The sequence below is a fragment of the Shewanella sp. 10N.261.52.F9 genome, assembly GCF_041471165.1.
Lineage (GTDB): Bacteria > Pseudomonadota > Gammaproteobacteria > Enterobacterales > Shewanellaceae > Shewanella > Shewanella marinintestina.
Genome location: NZ_JBFRNX010000005.1, coordinates 42,116 through 67,786 on the forward strand (window position 1 = coordinate 42,116; position 25,671 = coordinate 67,786).

A 25,671-nucleotide genomic window follows, 5' to 3' on the forward strand; every position below is an offset into this window, starting at 1 on the left:
TTTATGAGGAATATGAATAGAGATGCGCAAAATACAAAAAAGCGCACATTCGCGCGCTGAATTTGACGTTGAATTAAGACCTGCTGATGGTTAAGAGCATGTCTACATGCGGAATACCGTCTTCTAAATACATCTCTGACACCGGCTCAAATCCCTGCTGCTGATAAAAGCCTTTTAAGTGCTCTTGACCGCCTAATTGAATATTATGCTCAGGCCAGCGCTTGTTAGAAATCGCAATCGCTTTTTGCATCAAGGTATGTGCCACGCCACCGCCACGCACCGCTTCAGCCACAATAACACGGCCAATACTGGCATCTGGATAACTCACACCGGGCGCTAGCACACGCGCATAAGCTTGGATAACGCCTTGCTCATCGATGCCTAAAAGATGCTGGGTCTGGCTGTGACGATCTTTATTATCGAGCTCTGGATACGGACAGTTTTGTTCAACCACAAACACGTCCACTCGTAGTTTCAGTAGGTCGTACAATTCATTCAATGAAAGTTCAGAAAAAGACAAGGATTTCCAAAGCATAGGAAACGCTCCAAAACAACTTAGTAGAGCAGCAGTCTAGCATTTCACTATGATAAAAACAGGCGCTAAATCGTAAACTCAGTAGAGTAAATTGAATTTAGATTTAGCAACTTTATCAATTAGTGACTTACTGACGCTTGAGCGATAGGTTTGCGGATAGACAAAACCGACACCACTGCCACCATCAGCAAAGCTGCCATAATAAAAAATACATCATTGTATGCTTGCACCATAGCTTGCTGCTGCATGGTTTGCCCAAGCAAAGCTGATGCTTGTTGGCTTGCGGTTATTGGATCCGATCCCGCCGCTTGCAACATGCCCGCGGTTTGCTGTAAATAGCCATTAGCAAGCGGGCTAACTGCCGGTAAGGTTTCTTTCATCTGCGCTAAATGCACTCGACCTAAGTTGTCGGTCAAAGTCGACACTAAAGCGATACCCACTGCACCACCGAGGTTACGCACTACGTTTAATACCGTCGACGCTGACGCATTTTCAGATTTTAATAGTCTTGAGGTCGCCAACATACCGATTGGCACCATAATAAACGGCTGGCCAATGGCTCGAACAACCATAGAGGCTATCAATTGCGGACCGGCAAAGTCTGCTGTCATATGGCAGTTCATGTAATAACTCACGCCAAACATAAAAAAGCCAAAGCCAGCTAAATAACGATTATCAAAACGCTGCATTAACTTAGGCATAAAAGGCAAGATGAGTAGCTGCGGAAAGCCAAGCCACATTAACACCTCGCCAATTTCTAATGAGTTATAATTTTGGATCTGCGACAGATAAAGCGGCACCATATAAATCGACGAAAACAGTGCTAATCCCAGTAAGAAATACGCAATAGTCGATAAGCTAAAGTCGCGATTTGCTAGTAGTCGCAAGTTCACCAATGGATCTTTTTTCTTAAATTGCAGATAAACGAAAATCGCAATATTTACCGCCGCTACAATCGCTAGATTACGGATAAGATCTGAGCCAAACCAGTCTTTACGGTTACCCTCTTCAAGCACCACTTCTAGGCAGCCCATGCCAAGAGCCATCGTCACCACACTGGTCACATCAACATTTTTAAGCTCTGGCCAATTAATTGGCTTTTTAACTAAACCATAGGCCAGCATCGACATCACCACGAGCCCTGGTGGCACATTGATGTAAAACAGATAGTGCCAACTAAATTGCTCAGTGAGCCAACCGCCTAATGTAGGGCCTATTGATGGCGCAAAGGTTGCTGTAATACCAAATAACGCCATACCGACGGCACGTTTGCTATCGGGTAAATATTCTAAAATAAGCCTAAAGGCCATGGGGATGAGTGCACCACCAAAAAAGCCCTGCATCGCCCTAAAGGCGATCATAGATTCAAGGTTCCAAGCAACTGAACAAAGCAATGACGCCAATATAAATATCGCGCAATTCCACAGCATATAACGGCGAATATCGAGCCCTTTGCTCAACCAGCCTGATAGTGGAATGGCAATCATCTCTGCGACGAGATATGCAGTCGCGATCCAAGAGCCTTCCTCTAGCGTTGCACCTAAGCCACCTTGGATCTCTTTCATCGAGGCGTTAGTGATTTGGATATCCAAAATCGCCATAAATGCGCCGATAAGTCCGCCAAAAACAGCTATCCAAGCACGACGGCTACCGGGCTCCACTCCCTCAAACGTATTGAGTGGCGTGTAATTATCTGTGCCTTTGAGGTCTGTATTAACCACAGACATTAGTATTGCGCTCTGTTAGCAACAACATCAGTGCTCAGCGCATCACTCGCAGTATCCACCTTCACCAATGCACTCAGCCCTGGTACGATTTTGCCGTGCTCAAGTTTAGTCGCCGAGTAGCTATCAAGCCGGATACGCACAGGGATCCGTTGCACAATTTTGGTAAAGTTACCGGTCGCATTTTCAGCAGGTAATAAACTAAATTTAGCGCCAGAAGCGGGTGCTAAGCTATCAATTACCCCAGTAAAATGCTTGCCAGAAAAAGCATCTAGCTCAATCGCAACTGGCTGACCAGCATGCATGTGGGCAATTTGGGTTTCCTTAAAGTTAGCAGTGATCCACACAGCTTCATCTGGCACTAAGCTGTAAATAGCCTGCCCCGGCTGTACATATTGACCTTGCTGAGCACCACGTTTACCTATAATGCCGCTAAACGGCGCGGTAATTCGCGTGTCGGCGAGTTGAATTTTCGCCAATGCCAAACCCGCTTTTGCTTGCTCAACACTGGAATCCGCCTCAACTAATTGCGCCGTTAGCACTTTTAGCTCACGCTGCTTAGCAACGAGCGCCGCTTTAGCTTCATCAACATGGGCGCTAGCGGACTCAAACCCTGCTTGCGCTTCATCAACCGCATCTTGCGAGCTGTAGTTTTTAACTTTTAGCTTAGATGCGCGACTTAATTGCTGCTGGCTACGCACTTGCTCTGCTTCTGCGGCCACTACACTGGCTTTGGCCTGTGAAATTAACGCCTGTTGCAGATCAACTTGCGCATTTAATGTTTGCCCTTGCGCCTTGGCGCTAGACAGTGATGCCTGACTTTGCGCGACTTTAGCGGCAAACTGGCTATCTTCAAGCTGAGCCAATAACTGACCTTGCTTAACATGCTGATTATCTGTAACAAATGTGGCCGTTACATAACCCGGGACTTTAACGCTAATATGAGAAATATCGGCTTCTACATAGGCGTTATCGGTAGATTCAAAATTACGTACTTGGCTCCACCAGTAGTAACCACCAGCGACTAACGCAATAAGAACAACAGGAATCCCGAAATATAACTTAGTTTTTGACATGAATGACTCCTTGATTAGTGGGTCATAGTTTACTACTGTCTCAACATAGTTATTAGATAGCTAAAATATTACCCACTGTTTCACAGGTGTAACAATGATAGATCTCAACCGCATCCAAATGTTTGTTCAAGTGGTCGAACAAGGTAGCTTCACTAAAGCTGCTAATGTGCTAGGGCTAACCAAAGCCACAGTAAGCCGTAAAGTAGCAGAGCTAGAAGCCGATGCTGGCGTACAACTACTGTATCGCACAACCCGCGCACTCAAACTCACCGAGGCAGGCGCTGATTACTACCATCGAGTCAATCGTATTCTTGTGGATCTCACCAACGCAGAAGACCAACTAAGTGCTAGGCAGCAAACCATTAAGGGCCACTTAAAAATTGTCTGCCCTATCGAAATGGGTCAGCTGTATTTCGGACGTATTTTCGCACGTTTTTTGGCCTTGTATCCTGATATAACCATTGAAGCAGAACTCACTAATCGCCAAGTAGATGTGGTTGGTGAAGGTATAGATATGCTGTTTCAAATTACCGAACAAACTGATGAACGCTTAAAAACTTACGCCTTGATTAATACGCCTAAGATTTTAATGGCTAGCCCTAAGTACATTGAGAAATATGGCGAACCAAGCACGCCTGAGCAATTAGTTGAACATCAATGTATCCGTCTAGGTTCACCACATATAGACGGTAACTGGACGCTGTTTAATGGTAAAAAGTGGCTCACTGTAGAGCCGCAATCTCGGCTGGAAACGAATAACATTACTTTAATGCGTGAAGCGGCAATTGAAGGGTTGGGCATCGCTGCGATTCCGTTGGTTATTGCTCATGATGCGTTAGAGAGGCAAGAGTTAGTCACAATATTAGATGACTTTCCGATGAAACAAAGCTTAGTGACAATGAGTATTCCTCAGCGAGTCTATTTACCAAGACGTTACCAAGTCTTTATTGAGTTTCTCTATCAAGCGCTATTTGATAATTGGCAAAACCGAGTATTAGATGTACCGGATTTTATCCAGCGACCTGATTTTGATGAGTAGCTAAAAAAGGGCTCTATTATAGAGCCCTAAAAAAGTGGCCGGTTAGCCAGTTGCAGGGAGCAGCTAACCGTTACTTTTTATTCTTTACGGTCAAACACATGGTACTTCTCAATACCGTACGAACGACCTTCAGCATGACAGGTTGCACACGACTCTGAAGTGCCTTGGCTGAACCAATCGCCAGTATGGTCAACCGGAGTATTGATTTCGCCGCCATTTGACTTCATGTGATTCAGTGCTTGGTCGCTATCGTGACAAGCAAAACAGTTAGCCGTTACCGGGCTTGATGCAACACCTGATTGTCCACCGTTAAATGCTTTCGAAAGCATGTACTGATTAGGTACAGCATTTAGGTCGATACCTTCAGCATGACACGCGACACAGTTTTCAGCATTGAGCTTAGTCGCAGAGTTAGGCTCACCAGTAATTGCTGAGCTACCTACGCCCCAGTGCATGCTGTGAACCATAGGGCCAAAGCCTGGCGCTGAGTTCTTCGAGCTACGATCTTGGCCGTTGTTATGACAAGCAACACAACCTAAACCACCATCGGCATAACTGCCGTTTTTGTGGTAATTGGTCTCGTTATTGTGACAAGTGCTACAGCTATCCATTGTTACGCTATGGCGACGCTCATATAGCGTACCTGACATCATGTCAGAGTAACCATGTAAGGTGACACCGTCATAGCCTGCGTCATCACCGAAATTAAAGGTAATGCGCGAGCTAGCCATTAACTCTGGGAAGGTTGCACTTAAGGTTTCAAAACACAGAGCTGCCGTGCCGTTAGTGTCAAATGTTGTTGTAGTAGCAGTTTGCGCAGCGCGACCAACAATTGAACCGTTATCATAGCCATGTAAGTAAGCGCCAAGATAAGACAACGTACCGTCAGCTAGTAAGCTTTCAATATTAAGCTGTTCTTCGCCTTTAAATAGCGCAATGTCAGTACAGTAACCCGCATCCGTATTCATATAAGGTGCTGATACCGTTGATGTATGCTCATCACGTACCGTGGTTTTTTCAGCAACTTTCTTATGGAATAGACGCACATCATCAGACTCACTAAAGCCACTGTATGTCATTGCAACTGCGGTCGAACCGACACCAGCAGCGTCATGACAATCGGTACACGTCTGCATAGAGTTCACTTTAGTGATCGGCTCAGCATGACAGGTGTAACAATTAGCAGGCTCAAAGTCTTTCTCAAACTTCTGATGGTTGATGTGACCAATCTTTTGCATGGAATTACGTGCGTATCCACCCTCGTCACGCACCACGTTACCGTGACACATCATACAGCCGGCAACTAAGTCAGTTTCACCGTCTGTATTTATCGCAGTATAACTAGGATGTTTGAGGCTAGATTCAGCGTAATCAACGTGACAACCATGACAGGTTGCAGTTGAGGTTGTGTGTAAACCTTCTGTTTTATCGACAATAATGTAGGCAGACTTAGCAATTTTTTCGCTGCCACCAACAGCGATGCGAATAATTCCCTCTGTACCAGCATTAACCGCAGGCATAGGCGCTAAGAACTCATAGCGACCATCTTCAGTCATCGTCAGACTCGCGCCTTCGGTTTCATTCGAAGCGCTACCACCCGCAATCGTCCCTTCAAAATCTGGGCGGCTACGAGCAATACCTTTATCAGTAAGTTCAGCGACTTCTGCACTCACTTTTTCAAGCCCCCCCACCAGCAGGCCTTCTTCATTAGTGACTTCAAACGTAAAGCGCACCGCACCTTCTTCTAAGGTATGACTTAGCATTTCAACATTAGTGGTTTCGGTCACTTCAACGACCGGTGGTAGCGGGCTAGTGCCATCTTCACCATCATTACCGTCTTTACCATCGCTACAGGCTGCTAGACCGAAAGCGGTGGCGACGATTAACGCCACACTGCATTTATTAAATTTTCTCATCATCACTCCATAATTTTTATTAAGTCGTGACCTTTTACTCCCCCGTCAATACCTTAAAGTTTCAACTAGGGCTTTTATGTGACTAAATTCTCATCAATATACTTCTTTAGAGGTATAGATCACATAAATAAAAAAACAAAAACTGCCTAAAAACAATTTAAGATTCAATTAATTACAACCTGAGAGAGGCCATCGAAGAAATAGTTTTATAAACAATAGCTAACGAAGAGAAAAACTTAATAAATGGTAATCTTAATGGCTAAGGATAAATCACAAATTAATGAAAAATTAAGCGAGTGGTATGCGGTAAAAATCGATAAGGAAACAAAAGATAAAATGCTGAAATAATAGGGTGTAAATCAAATCTTTATACTGATTGATATAAGTTCAAGCAAGCTCGCTTACTTGAACTTATACATATCAATATTTGCTTGTAGTTATAACAGCAGCGATGCCGCCTAACCTAATACTTCAAACTCATCATCTACTAGCTTGGCAGTACCATCATCTTGCAATACCCAAATCTCTTTATGTACCACACCATGGGCTTTATTCATTTTCCAGGCAGTGGTCAGCAATACCGATTTTTCATCCAGCACTTTAAAGTCAGGGCTAGTGTATTCAACATCACAATAACCTTGGTCGATAAGATTTTGCCAGAAGGCTTGTATCGCTTCAGTGCCGATAAACTCACCAAATGGACGCGCTAACATAGGTGCATCGGCGGCATACTGTGCCGCGCACTGTGCTGCATTTTGAGTGTTAAAACCTTGCATCCAAGTGGCGCTAGCTAGCTTTACCGCATCGAGTAATTTATCTGACATGTTTTGCTCCATATTTGTTGTTAATCAATATCTCAATATAGACTCAGTTTACAGTGACTATTGACATTGATAATCTAGGTAAAACAATAATTACTGTTCGATTAAACAGAACAATAAAGAATTAATTCACCGAGGCATACGGCTATGGATCATCTACGGCATATGGCCATATTTAAACAAATCGTCGATAGCGGCTCGATAAGCGCGGCTGCAGACAAACTCGATCTGTCTAAGTCTGTGGTCAGTCACCATCTAAAATCTTTAGAGCTTGCAGTAGGTGTACAGCTACTGCATAGAACCACTCGCAGGCAACAACTCACACCTGCAGGTAAAGACTTTTATCAACGCTGCCGTGAACTTGGCGATATATCTAACCTTGCTTGGCAGCAAGCAAGAGAAGCCGCTGATAAACTCGCAGGGCCAATTAAAATAAGCTCCCCTCACGCCTTGGTCGGCAGCTTTATTGCACCTGCTATCGCTGAGCTTTGCGCTAACAACTCGATGATAAGACCACACATTCAAGTGCAAGATCGCCGTATCGATCTGCTCGGGCAAGATATCGATATCGCCGTGCGTGTCGGTAAGCTAGCATCCAGTAATCTTATGCAGCGAAAAGTGGGACAATTTAGAGATGTGCTTTGTGCCAGCCAGGTCTTTATTGACCAAAACAGTGCTTTGATCCAGGCAAATGATTGGCTTGCACTCGATTACATAGCTAACTCTTGGCAAGGCCAAAGCCTGCAGCATTCACTGCAAATAAAAGGCTCTGCAATTCGTAATGTTAGTCATACGACTAATAAGAATGTAAAACTGCCTGACGAGTTAACCGTACATTTTAACGCAAACCGTTACGCCGACACCTCGTCAGCGGTATTGTCACTGGCGAAGGCTGGCTTAGGCGTGGCGTTACTACCTGAGTTCATGTTTGCAAAAGAGCCATCGCTGATTGAGCTTATCCCCTCTCACCAATGCCCATTAAATAGCGTTTATGCCGTACATGATTTTGGCCATACACCACCACTTCTTATAAAAAAAACTATCGATGCGCTGCTTGAGTCTTTTCAATTTCAAGCATGAGTAGCAAACCAAAAGCTCTATGCACAGGAATGCGGGGCTTTAGTTGCTGCTATTAAACAAAATTAATCGCTACGTTTAGCATTTTTAAAGGCCTGTACCTGATTTATTTCGATAAAGCTGCTAACATTGCTGGCAATTTTTTAGGCTTAGTGAGAAAGATCAAGATGGGCAGAGCATACCAAAACAAAAAAGAATCCATGGCGAAAACGGCTGGGCAAAAAACTAGAATTTATTCTCGTTACGGGAAAGAGTTGTACGTTTGTGCCAAGAATGGTGGCTTCGACCCAGAAGGCAACCTTGCGCTTCGCACCATGATTGCCAAGGCAAAGAAAGACCAGGTACCAGCACACGTTATTGAACGTGCAATTGAGAAAGCTCGTGGCGGCGGTGGTGAAGACTACGAAACAGCACGCTATGAAGGTTTTGGTCCTGGCGGCTGCATGGTTATTGCAGACTGCTTAACTGACAACGTAAAACGTACTTTCACTGAAGTTCGTCAAGCATTCGTTAAGAACGATGCCAAGCTAGGCGGTCCAGGTACTGTTGGCCATATGTTCGATCACCAAGCGGTATTCGTATTCGCTGGCGACGACGAAGATGCAATCCTTGAAATGCTAATGATGGCTGACGTTGATGTATCTGACGTTGAGCTAGAAGACGGTATGATCAGCGTTTACGCACCGCACACTGAGTTCTTCAAAGTGAAGACGGCATTAGCTGCTGAACTACCAGAAGACACTGACTACGTTATGGAAGAAATCACTTTCTTACCACAAACAATGACAGAGCTTACAGACGCAGAAGAGATTGAGCAATTCGAGAAGTTCCTTGCTGCGCTTGAAGATTGTGATGACGTTCAGAACGTTTACCACAACGCTGAGCTACCACAGTAATTAATCGTTCTTCGATAAACGACTTCTGACTTGCTCATCGCAAGTCAGTAAAAAGGCACTCATTGAGTGCCTTTTTTATTGCTCGTTAACGAGCTTATTTGTTAAATCACTTATTCAACTATTTCTTAAATCACTTCTTAAGCAAATAACGCAGCATCACGCCTTGCTGGCTGATATCTAAAACCTCGTAGCCATGGTTCTTAGCATCATTAGGGATGTTGTTAATCGACTGCGAGCAGTCGGTAATCACTTCCAACACTTCACCCGCTTTCAGTGACTGCATCGCTTCAAGCGTGGCAACCGCTGGGTATGGACAAGGCTCACCGTAAATCTCTAAATTGTAATCTGGTACGATAGATGCTGGCATAAACTGCTCCTCAGCAATAAATTGGCTCAAATCGCTTGAGCCGAATACAAAACATATAAATCAATTCGTTACTTCTAACAACAGGTCTTTAAGCTTGTGTTGCTGTAGCCGCTGGAGCAACTTTTAATTCAGCAAGCTTTGCCGCGAGTTGTTGCTGCTCAGCCTTTTGCTTTTTAAAAAAGTGCTGTTCCCACATTAAAATCAGTACAAAAGATAAACCCAGCAGTAGATAAGTGACACCGACTCCGCCAAGTGGGCCAAATACATCCAATAGGTTCACTTTATCCCAACTTGTCGCCATAGGCTCAGCAATCACGTCCCAGTAATAGGCTAAAATTGTCGCGCCAATGATATTACCAATGCCGACCCACCAAAAATGTACTTGGCCTTCTAATGCGCGGTACATCCAGCCAGTCTCACAGCCACCCGCGATAACGATACCGATACCAAACAGTAAGCCGCCAATCACCGCATTCGGGCCAGCCCATAGGGTTTTCGGTGTCATACCTAGCTGCACATAGCTATAAATGCCGATCACGCTAACCGCCATACCTAAGATAATCGCCTTAGCCATATGAGTACGGCCAGTGATCCACATATCTCTAAACGCTGAGGTAAAGCAGATCTGCGCACGCTCAATCAATAGACCAAACATCATCCCCATAAACATGGCGATACCAAGCTTAGTCGAGCTTTGCATCACATACAGCGACAAGCCAATCATAGCCGCAAATACCACCCAGCCTAGGCGAAAACGGTTTTGCACTTGATTCGGATTAGGTTTAGCGATTTTTTTCAAGCCGCCTGCTTTTAGCGTGGCAGTTGAACGGAAAAACGGTAACAAGGTGATCTTAGCGCCGATATAAGTACCTGCCGCAGCAGCAAAGGCGAAGATCCACGCATGCAAGGTAAACTGCGGAATACCGGTAAAGAAAGCCGCCAAGTTACAGCCCATAGCAAGACGCGCACCAAAGCCGGCAATCATGCCGCCAATCAGTGCCTGTGCAATACGCTTTTTAGAACTCGGCATACGCAGCTTTAGGTTGTTTGCCCACAGCACCGCCGCCATACAACCACCAAACATACCAATAATCATCACGCCACCAACACGGTCCAGCGGTGTGCCATTAAGGCCAATGATTTTAAAGTACTGCCAGGTTTCCGGCTCAGCGCCGAACCACTGCAATACATGGCCACCCCAGCGCGTAAATTCGCCGGTTACCGCCCAAAGTGAACCGGTAAGACCAAAAAAATAGGTCGACAATATTCCCGCCGCAATAACGGCAGCAAAAGGCGACCAGAATTTAATAAAAAACTGATTTTTAAACGTTAACCACATATTTAAAACTTACCAACTCTCATTAAATACTTAAACTAAACCTTTGAGTGAATAGTTCAAACTCATCAAGGCTTAGGTTAAGAACTAAAATTAAGGCTTAAATCTAGAAACTAACTTTTCAGTCTAAAAAGATAAACCTAGTTACATTACAGCTAAGTTATTATTTTCAACATCACCTAGCGTTTTATTACATAAATACAACCTTTCAGGATGGGTATAGATTGTTACTCTATTCTCGCGACAAAATCCCACCAAGGTAATATTCGATTTGTTTGCGATATCAATCGCTAACGAAGTGGCTGAAGAGATTGCAAATATAATACTAATATTTGCAACAGCTGCTTTTTGCACCATTTCAAAACTGGCTCGACTGGTTAATAACAACGCCGAATGGCGAACCTGATTCTCACAGCTGATATGACCAATTAACTTATCGAGTGCGACATGACGACCCACATCTTCGAAGCAGCACATAATATCACCTTCTACTGACAACATGGCAGCAGCATGTGTGGCACCGGTCAAATTAAATGCATTTTGATGCTTGTGTAGGTTAGATAATGCCAACTTCAAGCTATTTAAATCGAACTTTGCAGTATCTGTGACTTTTACAATCGGTTTAACCGTTTGCTCTATCTGCTCTACACCACAAAGGCCACAGCCTGTGCGCCCCGCTAGGCTGCGGCGATGCTCTTTTAACTGCATAAAGCAGCGCTGAGAAACCTCAATATGCACCAAGACTCCAGTAGCGATAGTTTCTATCTCAATCGAACGGATATCGCGTACGCTTTCAATAATCGACTCAGACAAACTAAAGCCGATAGCAAACTCTTTTAATGCCGTTGGGCAGGCCATCATTACCACATGAGAAATACCATTATAAATCAGCGCAACTCTAACTTCTTTTGCGACTGTTTCTATTAATGCCTGCTCTCTATCATTACGAAAACACGTGACTGAAGTTTGCTCAGTAATATTATTTAAGCCACACACAAGTTCCGTCATATATCAGTTCCATTTCTAATGGTAAATAATGTCCCACTCAAGGATTCAATATCGAAAAGTGGATAAAGGTAAATAGAATTCACACTTAATAAACATATAAGTCGATTAATATCGTTTTAAATTCATGGTTTAATCATCAGCGTATTGTTTACATCTGGTAAATAATGTCCCACTCACAGGAATTAATATCGATAAATGACATGTAGACTCACAGTTAATAAAGTTTGCTTATTACTGCTATTGTTTAGCCAAATACAATTACCTATTATTCGCCGCAAGTGATACGGAAGAACGTCGTTTCCGGTGAAACGTCTGGATTTCAAATCCAGGTGGGGCTGCCAGCAGTCCCGGGTAGGTTCAACTCCTATGTTCTTCCGCCAAATCACTTGCGATAAAAATACTGCTGTCGCGTATCACTCTCGAGTTATCTTTCTTCTTACGCCACGTCAGCCCACTGCGGTCATAAAACTCCAATAACTGAATACTCGCTTTACGGCCTAATTTAATAATCGAATTAAAATCTGCTGTCTTTATCTCACCCGTCACATCGATCTGTTTGCGGATCACATCGGCATAGAAATACAGGCTTTCGGTGAGCATAAAGCGGTCTTTAATAATCGCCGATAGATACCCTAGCTGAATCAGCTTACGGCACAAGGCGCGAACGACTGTCAGCTCAAGGTTGAGCGCTTGAGCTAAGTCTGACGACCATAATGGGCAATTAGCGCTAAGCATTTGCTGCTTTATCTGTGACCACAGCTGCTGCTCAGTATCCGATAGCGCAAGACTATGTCTTGGAAGGTGCAATAAACCGCGCGTGCTTTGTAGTTGCTTTTGTTCTCTGAGGCTATCAGTGAGTTTAAGCAATACGGTTAGTGGATATTGGTTGTGGGTCATTCGCTGCAGACGATTAATGCTTAGACCTAACAGCTCTGGCGAGGCTTGGTGATACTCCTCGATTAAGCTTAATAGCTGTGCTTGTATCTGACTTTTCAGCTCCGAAGAGACTAAGTAACCATCGAGCGTTAACACTTGCTCACTCACCAATATTGCAGCGGGCTCAGTTAACTGATTGGCCCACATAAAGGCCGACTTTTCAACACAATGAGTTTGCGCTTGTGCTTGTAAAATCGCTTCCAGTGATCGGCACTGCTTTAGCCTCTCTAAATAAGCTAAACGCTCGGCGCTCCGTTTTGCGCGTTTCGGTGGGTTAATATCTAATACTCGCAGCGCACCCAGTGTGGTTTTCGCCGCGGCATCGCGCACGATGATTCTGTCTTGCTCCACGCAACCAAGTGATTGCTCACTCTGCAGCTCAACTAAGGCTGTGCCATCGGCTAATGTCTGCAGTAATCCTAAGCGCGCCGTGGTGTGACGATTACCTAAATGCAGCTGCACACTTTGCCAGTGCTTAAACGGCAGGCAAGATTCAAATACCCCACTAATCACTTTGGGCGCTTCAGCCGCAGGCTCCAGAGCTGTTAGCCAATCACCGCGCTCAGCGCCGCGATGTTGATCGACCCCGGTAATGTTGAGCGCCACCCGCTGACAATGTTGTGCGCGCTCACTCACTCGGCCTTGGCTATGTAAGGTTCTCACTTTTACCGGTTTACGTTGGCCGGATAAATACAGACTTTGCCCTTGACTGACTTGGCCGCTAATCACGGTACCTGTCACCACTAGACCCGCACCTTTTACGCTAAAGGTGCGGTCGATTGCCATGCGAAAGCTGGCTTGCTCAGCGTTCTTACTTAACGCTTGGATCTGCGACTGCGCAAGTTCTGTAATCGCCTGCTTTAATCCGTCGATACCAAGGCCTGTTTGCGCCGACACCACAAAGATTTGGCTTTGCCTTTGGTGCTGCGCCAATAGCTCACTCACTTGCTCTTTAACTTCATCGACCCTGACAGCATCGACTTTATCTTGCTTGGTGAGCACCACAATTAAGTGCTCTAGATTTAGCAGTTGCAGAATCCCTAAATGTTCATGAGTTTGCGGCATCACCCCGTCATCACAGGCGATAATCAATAGTGCATGTTTGGCACAGCTCACCCCAGCCAACATGGTATTAATAAACTTGCTGTGGCCCGGCACATCGACAAAGGCTAGGCGCTCGCCATCCGTTAAATCCATAAAGGCGTAACCCAGCTCGATAGTCATGCCGCGCTGTTTTTCTTCCGGTAAACGGTCGGCATCGGTACCTGTTAGTGCTTGAATAAGGCTGGTTTTGCCGTGATCCACATGACCTGCGGTAACAATAATCATGATGCGGCCTCCACGGTTTTCACCTCAAAGCCAATCTCTCTATGAAAGCCAATTTTTCTATGAAAGCTAAGTAGGCTTGTTGTCAGTACTTCGATAAGCTGGCTGTCACTGTCAGCGCCGCGCAAATCTAACCACAACTGATTAGCGGTAATCCGGCCAATAATTGGCAAGCTGGCAGCTGTAAAATGCTTATCCAACTGCAACACGCTTGGAGAGTTCTTATGTTTGCTAGCGTTAGTATTAACAGCAAAACACAGCGCGACAGAATCAAGCAGCACATCAGGTTGCGAGCCGCTACCCACTTGGGTTTGGCAAGCTTGAATTGTTACATCAAATAGGCTGCTATTGACGCTATCGGCTAATTTCTGCTGCAGTGTTTGTGCAAGCTGCTCTAGCTCTGCTAAGGGACGAGACAGCTTTCTAAAGATAGGTAATTGGCCATCTAACGCCTCGGGATTACGATACTGCATCAAGGTTGCTTCAAGCGCCGCTAGCGTCATTTTATCGCAGCGCAGTGCCCGCTTTAGTGGATGCGCTTGTAGCTTAGCAATCAGCTCCGCATCACCAACCACTAAACCTGCTTGCGGACCGCCGAGCAGTTTGTCGCCAGAAAAACTCACCAGATTAACGCCATCTTTTAGCATCTGCTGCGGCATGGGTTCTTTTGATAAACCAAAGCGAGACAAGTCGGTGAGCGCGCCGCTGCCAAGATCGGAGATCAGTGCGATGCCTTTGTCTTTACATAAAGCCCCAAGCTCAGCCTCTTCGGTGACCTTAGTAAAACCACTAATATGATAATTACTGGTGTGCACCTTCATAATTGCCGCGGTGTTGTCAGTAATCGCGGCGGCGTAATCTTTAAGATGAGTCCGGTTAGTGCAGCCTACTTCCACCAGCTTACAACCCGCCTGCGCCATAATATCTGGGATACGAAACGCGCCGCCAATCTCCACCAGCTCACCGCGAGAAACTATCACCTCTTTACCGGCAGAAGTGGCGGCCAGCATCAATAAAACTGCGGCGGCGTTGTTATTGACGATGCAGCAACTGTCTGCACCGGTTAGCTCATGAATAAGTGTCGATATGGCGCTGTCACGGTGGCCACGTTTACCTTGGCCCATATCGAACTCAAGTGGCACAGGGCTGCGCATTACTTGGGTAACCGCATCGATTGCGGCCTCACACATCTGCGAGCGCCCGAGGTTGGTGTGCAATATGGTGCCTGTTAAGTTAATCACTGGCGTCATGCTTTGACGCTGAGCTTTGCTAATACGGCTGGCTAACTCGGTTGTAATATTGCTTATATCTAAGCACCAGCTTGGCAAGCTTTGTCGCTCAGCGATTTGCTGACGTGCATCGTCAAGCATTTGCGCCAATAAGGATTTAATCCAGGGCTTACCCTGTTGGTCGATAAAACCTATCACTTGAGGTATCAGCAGCAAGCTGTCCATTGCTGGTAAACAACGGTATAGGGCTTGAGTGGAGTTGATAGCTTGAGTCATAAGTCTTCGTCTAATTGTTTGAGTAATTTTGGAAATTAAGGTTAATAAAAGAGCCGCAGCGAAATGCGGCTCTTGCTTACTAATAAACTTAAAAGTTGCTTCGTGCCTGTTGATTACCGCTGGCTAGTGGATATCACCAACTTTTACCTGAGGCTCTTTACTTAGCTGAGGCTCTACTTCTTGCTCATGAGCAAGTAGCAATGGGTTCACCGTAGTTGCGCTATATCCTTGCTCAACCAAATGGCTGTCCATCACTAAGGTCGCCAAGTCGTCGGCTGCTACTTCTAGTCTTGGGTTGATGTCGGTAAAGAACATCTTGGTATAACCCTGACAGGTGTCACAGCTTTCTACCCGAATCGCGGCATTAGTTTCGGTTTCAGCCCACAAGAACACGCCCTTGCTTTCGCCGCATGATGTACACTCCGCGCGCACTTCATGCCACTCGGTTTCACACAAGCTGCAATGTAAGTAGCGCAGGCCAACACGTGGCTCTTCCTTGATCACGCTCCCTACTGGGTGGCTGCCACACACTGGGCATAAGCGCTTATGTGCCTCTGCCTTATCAGCCAAAGCCTGTGCAACATCAACCGCCCAATGTGACCAGTACACTGACAGCGCCGCCCAAATAAACAGGCTGTACTGTGCAGGGACTTCGGCAAAGCGGCCGCCAAGCATAGACTGGGCATAACCTTGCAGTACATCAGCCTTGGCTTTAGCCAGTTCCTTTAGTACTACATGCAAGTCTGTACTGACTTTAGGCATAAGCTCACTAATCAGCTCCAGCAATACCGACTGCCAATAATTGCCCCACTCAAAATGCTGCTGCGCCATCGGCTGGCTTTGGCTTAGATCTAACTTTGGCTGAGGGCCAAAGCAGCTCTTTGCCGCCTCACCATATAGAGCCGATACCTTTTCTTGCGCGCCAACTAATTGCTCAAGTAGGCCAAAGTATTCTGCTAATCCAGATTCTTCGGCAAGCTCTGCAAGTCGCTTAGCGCGAAATTGATAAACGGCTTTTGGATCAGCTGCGATCACGGTTTTAATGTCCAATGACTGACCAGGGATCTTTTCAGCGTCGAGTATTGCTGTGCTCATAATTAGTGTTTTTCCTGCTTATTAGTCTTTAATTCAGGATCGTTTAGCATGTTAGGGTGATGCTTCTTGCACCAAGCCCGCGACACATAGCCGTACAACATGCCAGCAACCGATCCTTCTACCCACGTTGCCATCCAAAAGTGCACAATCACGAAGATCAACATGATCACGGCGCAGATTGCGTGGATCAAAATGGCCCACTGAATAGCAATTGCTTCAAAGTAAGGGGCAAAGTAAGGCTGCCACATCATGATGCCGGTAATCGTCAATGCGATTGAGGTCACCACGAAGGTACGGAACAGCACTTTTTGACCTGGGTTGTAATGGCCGATAGCGGGGATCTTGTCCTCGTTTTCGAACATCACATCCTTGATAGCTAACATCCATGTCAGGTCATTCTTTTCCCACTTGTTATGGTGGTAATAGCGAACTAGCATCACCATTAACGGCAGACACATCAGCAAGCCGGCAATTGGGTGAACAAAGCGCGCCATCTGTGGCGTACCTGCAATCGATCCCAACCATTGAAATGATGGGAAGAAGAAAGCAAAGCCGGTGAGGAATGTCACCAAACCTGCTGCGACCACAAACCAGTGACAGATGCGGTCGAACAACTTATGGCGCAAAATCATATTCTGCTTATGCATGAGCGTTACTCCTTATCTGACTTATCTGAGTGAGTGTGGTCGAACTGTGCAGGCTCGTCCTCTTCAACAAGGTTGCGACCCACTGTGATACGGTGTAAACACGCAACAGCAACTGTTGCCATGATGCCCGCCGCACCCAATGGTTTAACCACGTCTTGCCATAACTTAACTGGCACACTCGTTTTCGGATCCGCTGGTAAGCCATAGTCTTGCGGCTTATTAATGTCATGCAAAATCATGATCATGCCTGTACCACCCACACCTTCTGGGTTGTATAGGCCTGCATTAACATAGCCACGCTTACGCAGTTCTTTAATCCGTAAGTCGGCAATAAACAGCATGTCTTCACGGGTGCCGTACTTCAGTGCGCCTGTGATACAAGACTTCACACAAGCTGGCTCTTGGCCGACTTGGATCCGGTCTGAACACATGGTGCACTTGTAAGCTTTTTGATCGATAGGATCGAGCCTTGGTACATCGAACGGACAAGCCGACACGCAGTAGCCACAACCAGTACACTTATCAGAATCAAAATCCACCACACCATTTGCACGCTGCACAATGGCACCTTTAGTCGAACAAGCGGTTAAACAAGCTGGATCGTCACAGTGCATACATGCGCTATGGGCAAAACGCCAATTTAGCTTGTTATCTCGCTCAACTTCTTGGTACTTCATCAGCGTCCAACACTCAGAAGACAAGTCCATTGGGTTCTGGTAAGAACCTTGGAAGCTACCCACTGGTGCGCGCAGGTCGTTCCATTCAGAACACGACACCTGACATGCTTTACAGCCATTACACTTAGTGGCGTCGAATAACTTAGCCACCTTACTTAACTTACGTCGTACCTGCGCTGCAGGAGTGAGCTCTGATGTGCCAGAGCTTAAAATGATATCTTGAGCAGACATGATTAAACTCCCTCAGCCTTAGCGATATCCACTAGGAACGCCTTAAATTCAGGTACCTGGGTATTCGCATCGCCCACTTCCGTGGTCAGTACGTTACAGCTATAACTTCTACGTGTAAGACCGTTATGGCCACCATGACGTGGTAAGCCCACTGTGTGTACCATCTGGCCGTGAACTTTCAGTGGCTGCAGACGCTTAGTCACTAACGCTTTAGTTAACAAGCTACCGCGCTTAGAACTCACCTTGACCCAATCGCCATTCGCAATGCCTTTCTTCTCTGCAAGAATTTCGTCTAATTCAACGAAAGTTTCCGGCATAGAAATCGCTGCTAAACGACAATGAATCGTCCAGAAGTTAAAGTGCTCGGTTAGCGAGTAAGTGGTACACACATATGGGAATTCAGTATGTGAACCCAATGTCTCTTCCACGCCCTCTAACAAACGTACCGCAGGGTTACTAATCACATTAGGGTGTAATGGGTTAGTTCCAATTGGTGACTCCATCGGCTCGTAATGCTCAGGGAACGGACCTTCTGCCAGTAGTTTTAGCGAGAAGAAACGACCCACACCTTCAGGCTGCATAATGAACGGATGCGCCGACTCTTTTGGTGGTAACGTCATATTGAAGTCACCCACATCGATGCCGTGCCACTTACCGTGGTTCCACTCAACGATTACACGTTTTGGATCCCATGGCTTACCGTTAACGTCACACGATGCGCGGTTGTATAGTACGCGGCGGTTTTGTGGCCACGAGAATGCCCAACCTGGAGTGATACCTTTACCTGACGTATCAGAGTTATCACGACGCGCCATCATGTTGCCGTCTTCGGTCCAGCTACCAGAGTAGATCCAGCAACCACATGACGTACTGCCGTCATCTTTTAGCTGGCTAAAGCTATCAAGCTGTTTGCCGGTTTTAAGATCGATACCGTTAAGCTCTTTTGCCACTTCTTCACCATGTGGGAAGTATGGATTGTGGTAGCCAGCCCAGTTAACTGCTTCAATCGGCTCAGGCAGCACGCCACCTTCAGCTTTATACAGCTCACGTAACTTCATTAAGATCCCAGATAGGATCTCTGCATCTGGCTTAGACTCACCTGGTGGATTCGCGCCCTTCCAGTGCCACTGCATCCAGCGACCTGAGTTAACAATACAGCCTTCTTCTTCAGCAAATAATGTTGTCGGTAAACGGAACACTTCTGTTTGAATGTCGCTTGGTTGCACGTCGTTAAACTCACCGGCTTTTTGCCAGAATACTGATGTTTCTGTCGCTAACGGGTCCATCACCACTAGGTACTTCAACTTGCATAATGCCGCTAAAGTCTTGTTACGGTTTGGCATAGAGTTAATTGCGTTAACCCCTTGCACGAAATAACCGTTAACTTGGCCCTTGTACATCATGTCGATGTGCTTGGTGAAGTCGTACTGTAAGTCCCACTTAGGTAACCAGTCATAACCAAAGCTATTAGCCGCAGTTGCGTTCTCTCCCCAGAAACTCTTCATCTGTGAGATAAAGAACTTAGGGTAATTTGACCAATAGTTAGTTTGGCCCGGACGCAATGCCTTAGGCGTATAGTTGTCTAAATATGTGCTTAAATCTGTATCGTTATCATTTGGTAGCTTTAAGTAACCCGGTAGGTTCTGACATAGCAGACCCATATCGGTTGCGCCCTGTACGTTTGAGTGACCACGTAGTGCGTTAACACCACCACCCAATACGCCGATATTACCCAGTAGCAACTGCACTAATGCCATAGAACGGATGTTCTGTGCGCCTTTAGTGTGGTGAGTCCAGCCCAATGCATACATGAAAGTCGCCGCTTTATCATGAACGTGTGTGCTACCAATAAGCGCACAAACTTTTTCATAATCTTCAACTGGCGTTCCGGTAATATTGCTTACGGTTTCAAAGTCGTAACGGTCAACGTGATGCTTTAATAAGTTCCACACACAACGTGGGTGCTCATAAGTTTCATCGACTTTGGCATAACCATCTTCATCTAATTCGTAGTACCAAGAATCCTTGTCGTAAGTACGACTCTTGTCATCAAAACCACTAAATAGGCCTTCATTGAATTCGAAATCTTCACGAATAATGTAGCTAGCGTTGGTGTACGCTTTGACATACTCGTAGTTAACTTGTTTAGTCTCAATGAGGTATCGACTTAGACCTAAAAGGAATGCGATATCAGTACCACTACGAAGTGGTGCATAGCAGTCAGCTAATGCTGCACTGCGGTTAAAGCGTGGATCCACAACTACCAACTTGGCGTTATTGTGTTCCATAGCCTCCGTTACCCAACCGAAACCGACAGGATGTGCTTCAGCGGCATTACCGCCCATGATCACCACGACATTAGAGTTCTTAATATCGATCCAGTGGTTGGTCATGGCACCGCGCCCAAATGTTGGAGCAAGACTTGCTACCGTTGGGGAGTGTCAGTTACGCGCAATAGTGTCGATGGCCACTAGGCCAAGAGAACGAGCAAACTTGTGAGTGATAAAACCACCTTCGTTTGGCTGTGCAGATGAAGTCATCATGCCGGTACTCAACCAACGGTTTACTGTGGTGCCATCACTATTTTTTTCAATAAAGTTTTCATCGCGATCGTCTTTCATCAGACGGGCGATACGACTAAATGCGTCGTTCCAACTGATACGCTTCCACTCGTTAGTGCCTGGCTCGCGTACTTCAGGGAAATGGTTACGGTTAGGGCTATTTACATAGTCAACTAGACCGGCACCTTTAGGACACAATGCGCCGCGGTTAACCGGATGGTCAGCGTCGCCTTCAATGTGGAAAATCGCTTTTTCAGCGTTTTTACCGTTGCTGCCATGGCTGTACATCAACAAGCCACAACCCACAGAGCAATAACAGCAGTTATTGCGGGTTTCTTTTGCTTTCAACAACTTATACTCACGAGGCGCAGCCATCGCAGTGCCGGGCATTAATCCCAACGCTGATATTGCCGATGTGGTCGCTCCGCAGGCACACAGTTTAAAAAACTGTCGTCTGTCCATATCACCCTCACACAATTAGTATTTTCTACTTAGAACCGACTTTCTCATCTCGGCGCCGTAGTTTTGGTTTTCGATAATCGAATCTCACATTGTGATCATTAAAAGGAGCTCATCATGTTTATTGCAACCAAGATGACCTACAGCAAATGACCTAAACAAAGACTAATTAACGCGAAACGATTATCCCCAAAGTCAGCTAAACGAACAATTTATAACATACGATCTAAATCACACTAAAACCACAACAGAATAAAAAACCAATTGAGCGCGCAAAGTAGCGTAAGCGGAAGAATAAAAACAATAAAAATAGCAATAGCGAAGATTAAAACACCAAAGTAGCCGCGATAACACCAAAAGGACTTTATGACCAACATAGAAAGGACATTATGTCGCAAAAACATTAGAGGTAAGATGTTAAATGTATCGTAGGAGAAAGTGAGAATGGCAAGTTACAAGGAGCTTGATAGCAAGCCAGCCATGCGTTTACAGCCCATAAGAACATTTAACCGCTGCTTAACGCTATGACTTTAGCGATGTTAGAGCACAGGGCTTTAGACAATATGGCACATCAGAACGCTGAACAATCATCTTGCAAAGCTCTTCACAGCCTAAAAATAGAATGATTTGCCGTTGTACCAAAATAGACCACTAAGCCATTTGCGACCAATATGTCCTAGCATCAAACAAAGATATCGATGAGATTTGCATCAAATAAGCCTAATCGTCCCCTTAATTACAACTCAATAAAGTGAGCAGTATTGGTATTTGAAATGGGTACGTTATTTAGCCGTGAGGTTTTGGTTTGCTCTTCGAATTAGAGCTGGAATTGGAATTTGCGCTGGAACGAGCTTCAGTGCCAGTTTGATGCTGGACTTTGTGTTCAGGTAGGCGGCATAGGGCCTTTTGGCCAAACAAACGATAACGATATTTTGCAACCAGGTTATAACCACTGTTACGCAGCGCTTTAGGCAAGTAAGCCAAGTATCGTAACCCGCTAGCAGGTGAGCTCAATGACTTGGCAATCTCTATCACTGCATCGCTGCGTAAATAATAGCGACCCGACTTAATCAGGATCACGCTATCCAAGGCAATATCGGTTAACTGATATTGCCTTAATAAGCTTTGTCCTTGTAACGATTGCAACGCCACTAGCTCAAATTCGTTATGCTGATCATGCCTTGTAATAACACTCACTGCGCCATCACATAAGTTACAAGCACCATCAAATATCACTACCGCTTGCATATCAGACATTAACCATCCTCATATAAAGAAAAATCGCTAATTGGAGAGCCCTATGGATTCGATAATCTAGTCTTTTCTAACTCAACCAAATAGCTTGCGATATCCATTACCTGCTCAACCGAACTGGCTGACTCATTGAGAATAATATAGCGACCATTAACTAATAGAGTTGGCGTGCCTTGGATCTCTGCCGACGACATAAGCAACATGGCTTGCTTAAGCTTAGAGATAATATCGGCGGAGTTAAGCTTGTCGTTAAACTCTTGCTCACTTAGGCCGTAGTCCGCTAAAAACTCTGCCAGCTTAGCTTGCTGGATATTAAGGTCGGTTATTTCCCGTAACCCAATAATTTCTTGGAACAATGCCGCATGGATTTTTTGCTTATCCGGCATCTGCTGCGCAATAAAAAATACCTTAGCATGCAGTTTCATCGCTTCATTCCACACCGCTGGAGACTGCACTAGCACTACGCCATCAGTTAAGGTTTGCTGCCATTTGTGTAATGGCTTTTCAAACAACTCACAGTGTGGGCAGCCATACCAAAAGAACTCTGTCACAGAAATATTGTTACTGCTAGCAGCAATAGGCGCAGCGAGTTCACGGTAATGCACACCTTCGACATAGTTTCCATCAGCATCCAAATTGAAGGAGTCAGAGCAACCAGCAACGGCCAGCGTAAAACACAATATAGCGAGGATTTTTTTCATGACAGGTCCCTTTTTTTGTCATTATTAATCTGCAGTAATTAGAGTTAGAAATTTTCCAACTAAAGTACAGCAACAACTCAACTAAGCCTAACTAACTTCATATTAGTTATAGAGTATTACACGCTAAAAATAAAAAAGGCACTCAGATGAGTGCCTTTAAATTTGCTAGAAGCTAGCTGTAAAAGCTAAGTCCTACCAAGCTAGAGCTTAAGAGCAGCAATCTCGACGCCACCAGTTTTTAGGGAGTTTATCTAAGAAAACTTTAGCCATTAATATTGCAAGCACCACACCTGAGGTGTAAACGATACTCGCTGGTAATAGCTCATGCTGCTCACCAATTTGCGGCATAACCACAAAACCGAAGGTATCAACGAGATAGTTAACCAAGATGCCCGACACTAACGCCACACCTAACACGCCACCTAAATAACCATACAAGGCGCGCTTACCGAGCTCTTTAGTCACTACGCCTAAGGTGGCGATGTTTGTTGCTGGTCCTGCCAGCATAAACACCAATACCGCCCCCGGTGATACACCCGCTAATAGTAAACCTGCAGCTATTGGCGTAGATGCCGTGGCGCAGATGTACATAGGGATTGAGATAAGCACCATGACTAACATGGCCAAAATACCATCGCCCCACTTAGCCATAAAATCGGCTGGCACATAGGTTTGTACCAGTGCGGCAAAGAACAAACCAATCAACAACCAAATGGTGGTATCACGGACTAAATCTGTCGCTGCGTAGTGTAGGCCTTTGCCAATACGGCTAATAATAGAGGTACCTTTTAATTCAGTCGCCACATCTTTGGTCGACTCACAGCAACTTTCAGCTTCACCGTCTGCATGAACATGGCCAGAAGTTGTCGTTTTTTTACTGCTGCAGCAAGATGCTGACTTTTCAGCAAGGACTTCTTTGTTAGTTGAGCAGCAGCTAGAAGATGCAGGTTTTACCGCTACTTCAGGTGCTTTCATCGCCATAACGCTCGTATCAGCTACAGGTTTCATGCTCACATCTGTCGCCTTATTGCTTGAACAGCAAGACTTTTCAGCCTTAGGCTCTACTTTAGGTGCAGATTTTTTACTGCTACAACAAGAAGCTAGCGGCTCAACTTTGGGTGCTGATTTCTTACTGCTACAACAAGACGCAACGGGCTCAGGTTTGCCTTCTGAAGCAGACTTAGCTTGCTCGCTAACAGCAGGCTTGCCGTCATCGTCATCACGACCGACTAATAAACCCGCCACAATCGCACTCATCACCGCTGCTATCGGTCTGACAATCGCCATAAAAGGACCAAGCAATACATAAGACACAGTTACTGAGTCAACACCAGTTTCAGGAGTCGAAACTAAGAATGAGGTCGTCGCTGCTTTAGAGGCACCACTACGACGCAGCCCCACTGCTGCCGGAATTACACCGCAAGAACACAAGGGTAAAGGTGCACCTAGTACCGCCGCTTTGACCACTGTTTTAACACCGTGACCGCCTAACTGCTTTTGCATCCAAGCCATAGGCACAAACATTTTCAACATACCTGCCAGCACTAAGCCAAGCAGAAGCCAGGGGGCTGACTCTAGAAACAACTCAATAAAGTTTTCTAATAACATAGCGACTTCTCACGTCTATTCTTAAGTATCTAATTCGTTTTTGATCCAGCTCTCGATTCAGATCCCGATCCTGTAACCGATCTTGCTCTCGAGCTTAACTTGCTATTTATCTGTGCAGGCTTTAGTGAACTCGTGTTCACCGTAACTATGCTTATCATTTTCACAGCGAATGCTGTCAGTATTTGATTCTAATGCTTCGAGAATCGAGCAATGTTCAGCACTTTCTGGGCCGCCACAACAAGCTTGAGACAGGCGCTGCAGAGACAACTGAAAATGATTTAACTCGGCGATTTTCGCTTCGACGTGCGCCAACTTATCATCAACCATGCCTTTGACATCGGCGCAGGCCCAATTGGATTTATCAAGCTCAATCGACAACAGCTCGGTGATCTCAGCAAGCGTAAACCCCACCGCTTTGGCGCGCAGAATAAAGCGCAAGCGTTCAGCGTCAGCCTCGGTATAAATGCGGTAACCGGAATCGGTACGTGAAGATGGCGCTAGCAACCCATGTTTTTCATAAAACCTTAGGGTGTCAGCCTTTACCTCACACTGCTTTGCAAGTTCACCAATTCGATACATGCCTAGCTCCCAATCAATCTAAATTCTGTTTACTATTCAGTTTTAAACTCAAACATTAGCCAGTGGTAAAACCGACAAAAACAACAGGATTTTGCCACTGTAATGATGAGAGTATAAACCTTGGAGTTGTATCCAAGGTCAAGAGTTATTCTGCACCTAAATGGATAACAAAGCTTGTTCTGCTGAACGTATTGTGAAATCGCGCAGAAAAAAACACCGCCAGAGGTAAATTTACGGTAAAATATGCGCGCCGTGACGGGAGAGTAAAAAACTTGAGGGACTTTTGGAAAGCAGTGT

At 45.5% G+C, this 25,671-nt stretch carries 21 protein-coding genes and 1 tRNA gene; 4 read left to right on the forward strand and 18 right to left on the reverse strand.

Translation table 11 applies throughout. The annotated features are described in order from the left end of the window. Positions 1–73: 73 nt before the first annotated feature. The 3 genes from AB4298_RS04440 to AB4298_RS04450 form a co-directional block, all read right to left on the reverse strand. A complete protein-coding gene (locus AB4298_RS04440; protein ID WP_248999469.1) occupies positions 74–535 on the reverse strand; it encodes a GNAT family N-acetyltransferase in 462 nt (153 codons plus the stop codon). A gap of 119 nt (positions 536–654) precedes the next feature. Continuing rightward, the gene (locus AB4298_RS04445) at positions 655–2,262 is read right to left on the reverse strand and encodes a DHA2 family efflux MFS transporter permease subunit (RefSeq protein WP_248999468.1); all 1,608 of its coding nucleotides are present in this window, start codon (positions 2,260–2,262) and stop codon (positions 655–657) included. Further along, complete coding sequence (locus tag AB4298_RS04450; protein WP_371985850.1) at positions 2,262–3,335, reverse strand: HlyD family secretion protein; 1,074 nt, start codon at positions 3,333–3,335, stop codon at positions 2,262–2,264. Before AB4298_RS04450 ends, AB4298_RS04445 begins: the two co-directional genes overlap by 1 nt. Positions 3,336–3,429: 94 nt before the next feature. Here AB4298_RS04450 and AB4298_RS04455 point away from each other — a divergent pair, with 94 nt between their 5' ends. Further along, entirely contained in the window at positions 3,430–4,374 is a 945-nt protein-coding gene (locus AB4298_RS04455; protein ID WP_371985851.1) for a LysR family transcriptional regulator, read from the forward strand. 77 nt (positions 4,375–4,451) lie between these two features. Here the strand turns inward: AB4298_RS04455 and AB4298_RS04460 are convergent, their stop codons facing one another. Both AB4298_RS04460 and AB4298_RS04465 read right to left on the reverse strand, forming a co-directional pair. Continuing rightward, positions 4,452–6,290: a multiheme c-type cytochrome gene (locus AB4298_RS04460; RefSeq protein WP_371985852.1), complete on the reverse strand. Its 1,839-nt coding sequence runs from the start codon at positions 6,288–6,290 to the stop codon at positions 4,452–4,454. Positions 6,291–6,748: 458 nt separating this feature from the next. Continuing rightward, the gene (locus AB4298_RS04465; protein WP_371985853.1) at positions 6,749–7,114 is read right to left on the reverse strand and encodes an isochorismatase; all 366 of its coding nucleotides are present in this window, start codon (positions 7,112–7,114) and stop codon (positions 6,749–6,751) included. 144 nt (positions 7,115–7,258) lie between these two features. On the opposite strand from AB4298_RS04465, the gene AB4298_RS04470 reads away from it, so the two are divergent. Continuing rightward, positions 7,259–8,191 carry a LysR family transcriptional regulator gene (locus AB4298_RS04470; RefSeq protein WP_371985854.1) on the forward strand — a complete coding sequence of 311 codons (933 nt, stop codon included), beginning with the start codon at positions 7,259–7,261 and terminating at the stop codon, positions 8,189–8,191. 164 nt (positions 8,192–8,355) lie between these two features. Continuing rightward, complete coding sequence (locus AB4298_RS04475) at positions 8,356–9,084, forward strand: YebC/PmpR family DNA-binding transcriptional regulator (RefSeq protein ID WP_220782043.1); 729 nt, start codon at positions 8,356–8,358, stop codon at positions 9,082–9,084. Positions 9,085–9,214: 130 nt separating this feature from the next. On the opposite strand, the gene yedF is transcribed toward AB4298_RS04475, so the two are convergent. The 3 genes from yedF to fdhD form a co-directional block, all read right to left on the reverse strand. Further along, on the reverse strand, positions 9,215–9,451 hold the full coding sequence (yedF, locus tag AB4298_RS04480; RefSeq protein WP_012153712.1) for a sulfurtransferase-like selenium metabolism protein YedF: 237 nt from the start codon (positions 9,449–9,451) through the stop codon (positions 9,215–9,217). Between the two features lie 88 nt (positions 9,452–9,539). Then, positions 9,540–10,790, reverse strand: a complete 1,251-nt coding sequence (gene yedE / locus AB4298_RS04485; RefSeq protein ID WP_371985855.1) for a selenium metabolism membrane protein YedE/FdhT — start codon at positions 10,788–10,790, stop codon at positions 9,540–9,542. A gap of 141 nt (positions 10,791–10,931) precedes the next feature. Next, positions 10,932–11,795 carry a formate dehydrogenase accessory sulfurtransferase FdhD gene (fdhD, locus tag AB4298_RS04490; RefSeq protein WP_248999461.1) on the reverse strand — a complete coding sequence of 288 codons (864 nt, stop codon included), beginning with the start codon at positions 11,793–11,795 and terminating at the stop codon, positions 10,932–10,934. A gap of 285 nt (positions 11,796–12,080) precedes the next feature. Here fdhD and AB4298_RS04495 point away from each other — a divergent pair. Continuing rightward, positions 12,081–12,175, forward strand: a tRNA-Sec gene (locus tag AB4298_RS04495). Here AB4298_RS04495 and selB read toward each other — a convergent pair. From selB to zntR, 10 genes are all read right to left on the reverse strand, one after another. Continuing rightward, the gene (selB, locus tag AB4298_RS04500) at positions 12,153–14,060 is read right to left on the reverse strand and encodes a selenocysteine-specific translation elongation factor (protein ID WP_371985856.1); all 1,908 of its coding nucleotides are present in this window, start codon (positions 14,058–14,060) and stop codon (positions 12,153–12,155) included. The two genes, AB4298_RS04495 and selB, sit on opposite strands and share 23 nt — an antisense overlap. Continuing rightward, positions 14,057–15,562, reverse strand: coding sequence for an L-seryl-tRNA(Sec) selenium transferase (gene selA, locus AB4298_RS04505; protein WP_371985857.1), 1,506 nt, complete (start codon positions 15,560–15,562; stop codon positions 14,057–14,059). Before selA ends, selB begins: the two co-directional genes overlap by 4 nt. A gap of 123 nt (positions 15,563–15,685) precedes the next feature. Continuing rightward, positions 15,686–16,657, reverse strand: a complete 972-nt coding sequence (gene fdhE / locus AB4298_RS04510; RefSeq protein ID WP_371985858.1) for a formate dehydrogenase accessory protein FdhE — start codon at positions 16,655–16,657, stop codon at positions 15,686–15,688. A 2-nt stretch (positions 16,658–16,659) separates the two neighbouring features. Then, positions 16,660–17,304: a formate dehydrogenase subunit gamma gene (locus AB4298_RS04515; RefSeq protein ID WP_299808794.1), complete on the reverse strand. Its 645-nt coding sequence runs from the start codon at positions 17,302–17,304 to the stop codon at positions 16,660–16,662. Between the two features lie 5 nt (positions 17,305–17,309). Continuing rightward, positions 17,310–18,212 (reverse strand): formate dehydrogenase subunit beta, encoded by a 903-nt coding sequence (gene fdxH, locus AB4298_RS04520; RefSeq protein ID WP_220782036.1) that lies wholly within the window; start codon positions 18,210–18,212, stop codon positions 17,310–17,312. Between the two features lie 2 nt (positions 18,213–18,214). Further along, positions 18,215–21,235 (reverse strand): formate dehydrogenase-N subunit alpha, encoded by a 3,021-nt coding sequence (gene fdnG, locus AB4298_RS04525; protein ID WP_371985859.1) that lies wholly within the window; start codon positions 21,233–21,235, stop codon positions 18,215–18,217. 783 nt (positions 21,236–22,018) lie between these two features. Beyond that, entirely contained in the window at positions 22,019–22,489 is a 471-nt protein-coding gene (locus tag AB4298_RS04530) for a thiol-disulfide oxidoreductase DCC family protein (RefSeq protein ID WP_371985860.1), read from the reverse strand. Between the two features lie 41 nt (positions 22,490–22,530). Next, a complete protein-coding gene (locus AB4298_RS04535; protein ID WP_371985861.1) occupies positions 22,531–23,187 on the reverse strand; it encodes a thiol:disulfide interchange protein DsbA/DsbL in 657 nt (218 codons plus the stop codon). A gap of 207 nt (positions 23,188–23,394) precedes the next feature. After that, positions 23,395–24,795 (reverse strand): SO_0444 family Cu/Zn efflux transporter, encoded by a 1,401-nt coding sequence (locus AB4298_RS04540; RefSeq protein ID WP_371985862.1) that lies wholly within the window; start codon positions 24,793–24,795, stop codon positions 23,395–23,397. A gap of 102 nt (positions 24,796–24,897) precedes the next feature. Beyond that, positions 24,898–25,374: a Zn(2+)-responsive transcriptional regulator gene (gene zntR, locus AB4298_RS04545; protein WP_248999451.1), complete on the reverse strand. Its 477-nt coding sequence runs from the start codon at positions 25,372–25,374 to the stop codon at positions 24,898–24,900. Positions 25,375–25,671: the final 297 nt, after the last annotated feature.

Coding starts and splice junctions, on each gene's coding strand:
- AB4298_RS04440 (WP_248999469.1), bottom strand. CDS start 535: ATGCTTTGGAAATCCTTGTCTTTTTCTGAACTTTCATTGAATGAATTG.
- AB4298_RS04445 (WP_248999468.1), bottom strand. CDS start 2,262: ATGTCTGTGGTTAATACAGACCTCAAAGGCACAGATAATTACACGCCA.
- AB4298_RS04450 (WP_371985850.1), bottom strand. CDS start 3,335: ATGTCAAAAACTAAGTTATATTTCGGGATTCCTGTTGTTCTTATTGCG.
- AB4298_RS04455 (WP_371985851.1), top strand. CDS start 3,430: ATGATAGATCTCAACCGCATCCAAATGTTTGTTCAAGTGGTCGAACAA.
- AB4298_RS04460 (WP_371985852.1), bottom strand. CDS start 6,290: ATGAGAAAATTTAATAAATGCAGTGTGGCGTTAATCGTCGCCACCGCT.
- AB4298_RS04465 (WP_371985853.1), bottom strand. CDS start 7,114: ATGTCAGATAAATTACTCGATGCGGTAAAGCTAGCTAGCGCCACTTGG.
- AB4298_RS04470 (WP_371985854.1), top strand. CDS start 7,259: ATGGATCATCTACGGCATATGGCCATATTTAAACAAATCGTCGATAGC.
- AB4298_RS04475 (WP_220782043.1), top strand. CDS start 8,356: ATGGGCAGAGCATACCAAAACAAAAAAGAATCCATGGCGAAAACGGCT.
- yedF (WP_012153712.1), bottom strand. CDS start 9,451: ATGCCAGCATCTATCGTACCAGATTACAATTTAGAGATTTACGGTGAG.
- yedE (WP_371985855.1), bottom strand. CDS start 10,790: ATGTGGTTAACGTTTAAAAATCAGTTTTTTATTAAATTCTGGTCGCCT.
- fdhD (WP_248999461.1), bottom strand. CDS start 11,795: ATGACGGAACTTGTGTGTGGCTTAAATAATATTACTGAGCAAACTTCA.
- selB (WP_371985856.1), bottom strand. CDS start 14,060: ATGATTATTGTTACCGCAGGTCATGTGGATCACGGCAAAACCAGCCTT.
- selA (WP_371985857.1), bottom strand. CDS start 15,562: ATGACTCAAGCTATCAACTCCACTCAAGCCCTATACCGTTGTTTACCA.
- fdhE (WP_371985858.1), bottom strand. CDS start 16,657: ATGAGCACAGCAATACTCGACGCTGAAAAGATCCCTGGTCAGTCATTG.
- AB4298_RS04515 (WP_299808794.1), bottom strand. CDS start 17,304: ATGCATAAGCAGAATATGATTTTGCGCCATAAGTTGTTCGACCGCATC.
- fdxH (WP_220782036.1), bottom strand. CDS start 18,212: ATGTCTGCTCAAGATATCATTTTAAGCTCTGGCACATCAGAGCTCACT.
- AB4298_RS04530 (WP_371985860.1), bottom strand. CDS start 22,489: ATGTCTGATATGCAAGCGGTAGTGATATTTGATGGTGCTTGTAACTTA.
- AB4298_RS04535 (WP_371985861.1), bottom strand. CDS start 23,187: ATGAAAAAAATCCTCGCTATATTGTGTTTTACGCTGGCCGTTGCTGGT.
- AB4298_RS04540 (WP_371985862.1), bottom strand. CDS start 24,795: ATGTTATTAGAAAACTTTATTGAGTTGTTTCTAGAGTCAGCCCCCTGG.
- zntR (WP_248999451.1), bottom strand. CDS start 25,374: ATGTATCGAATTGGTGAACTTGCAAAGCAGTGTGAGGTAAAGGCTGAC.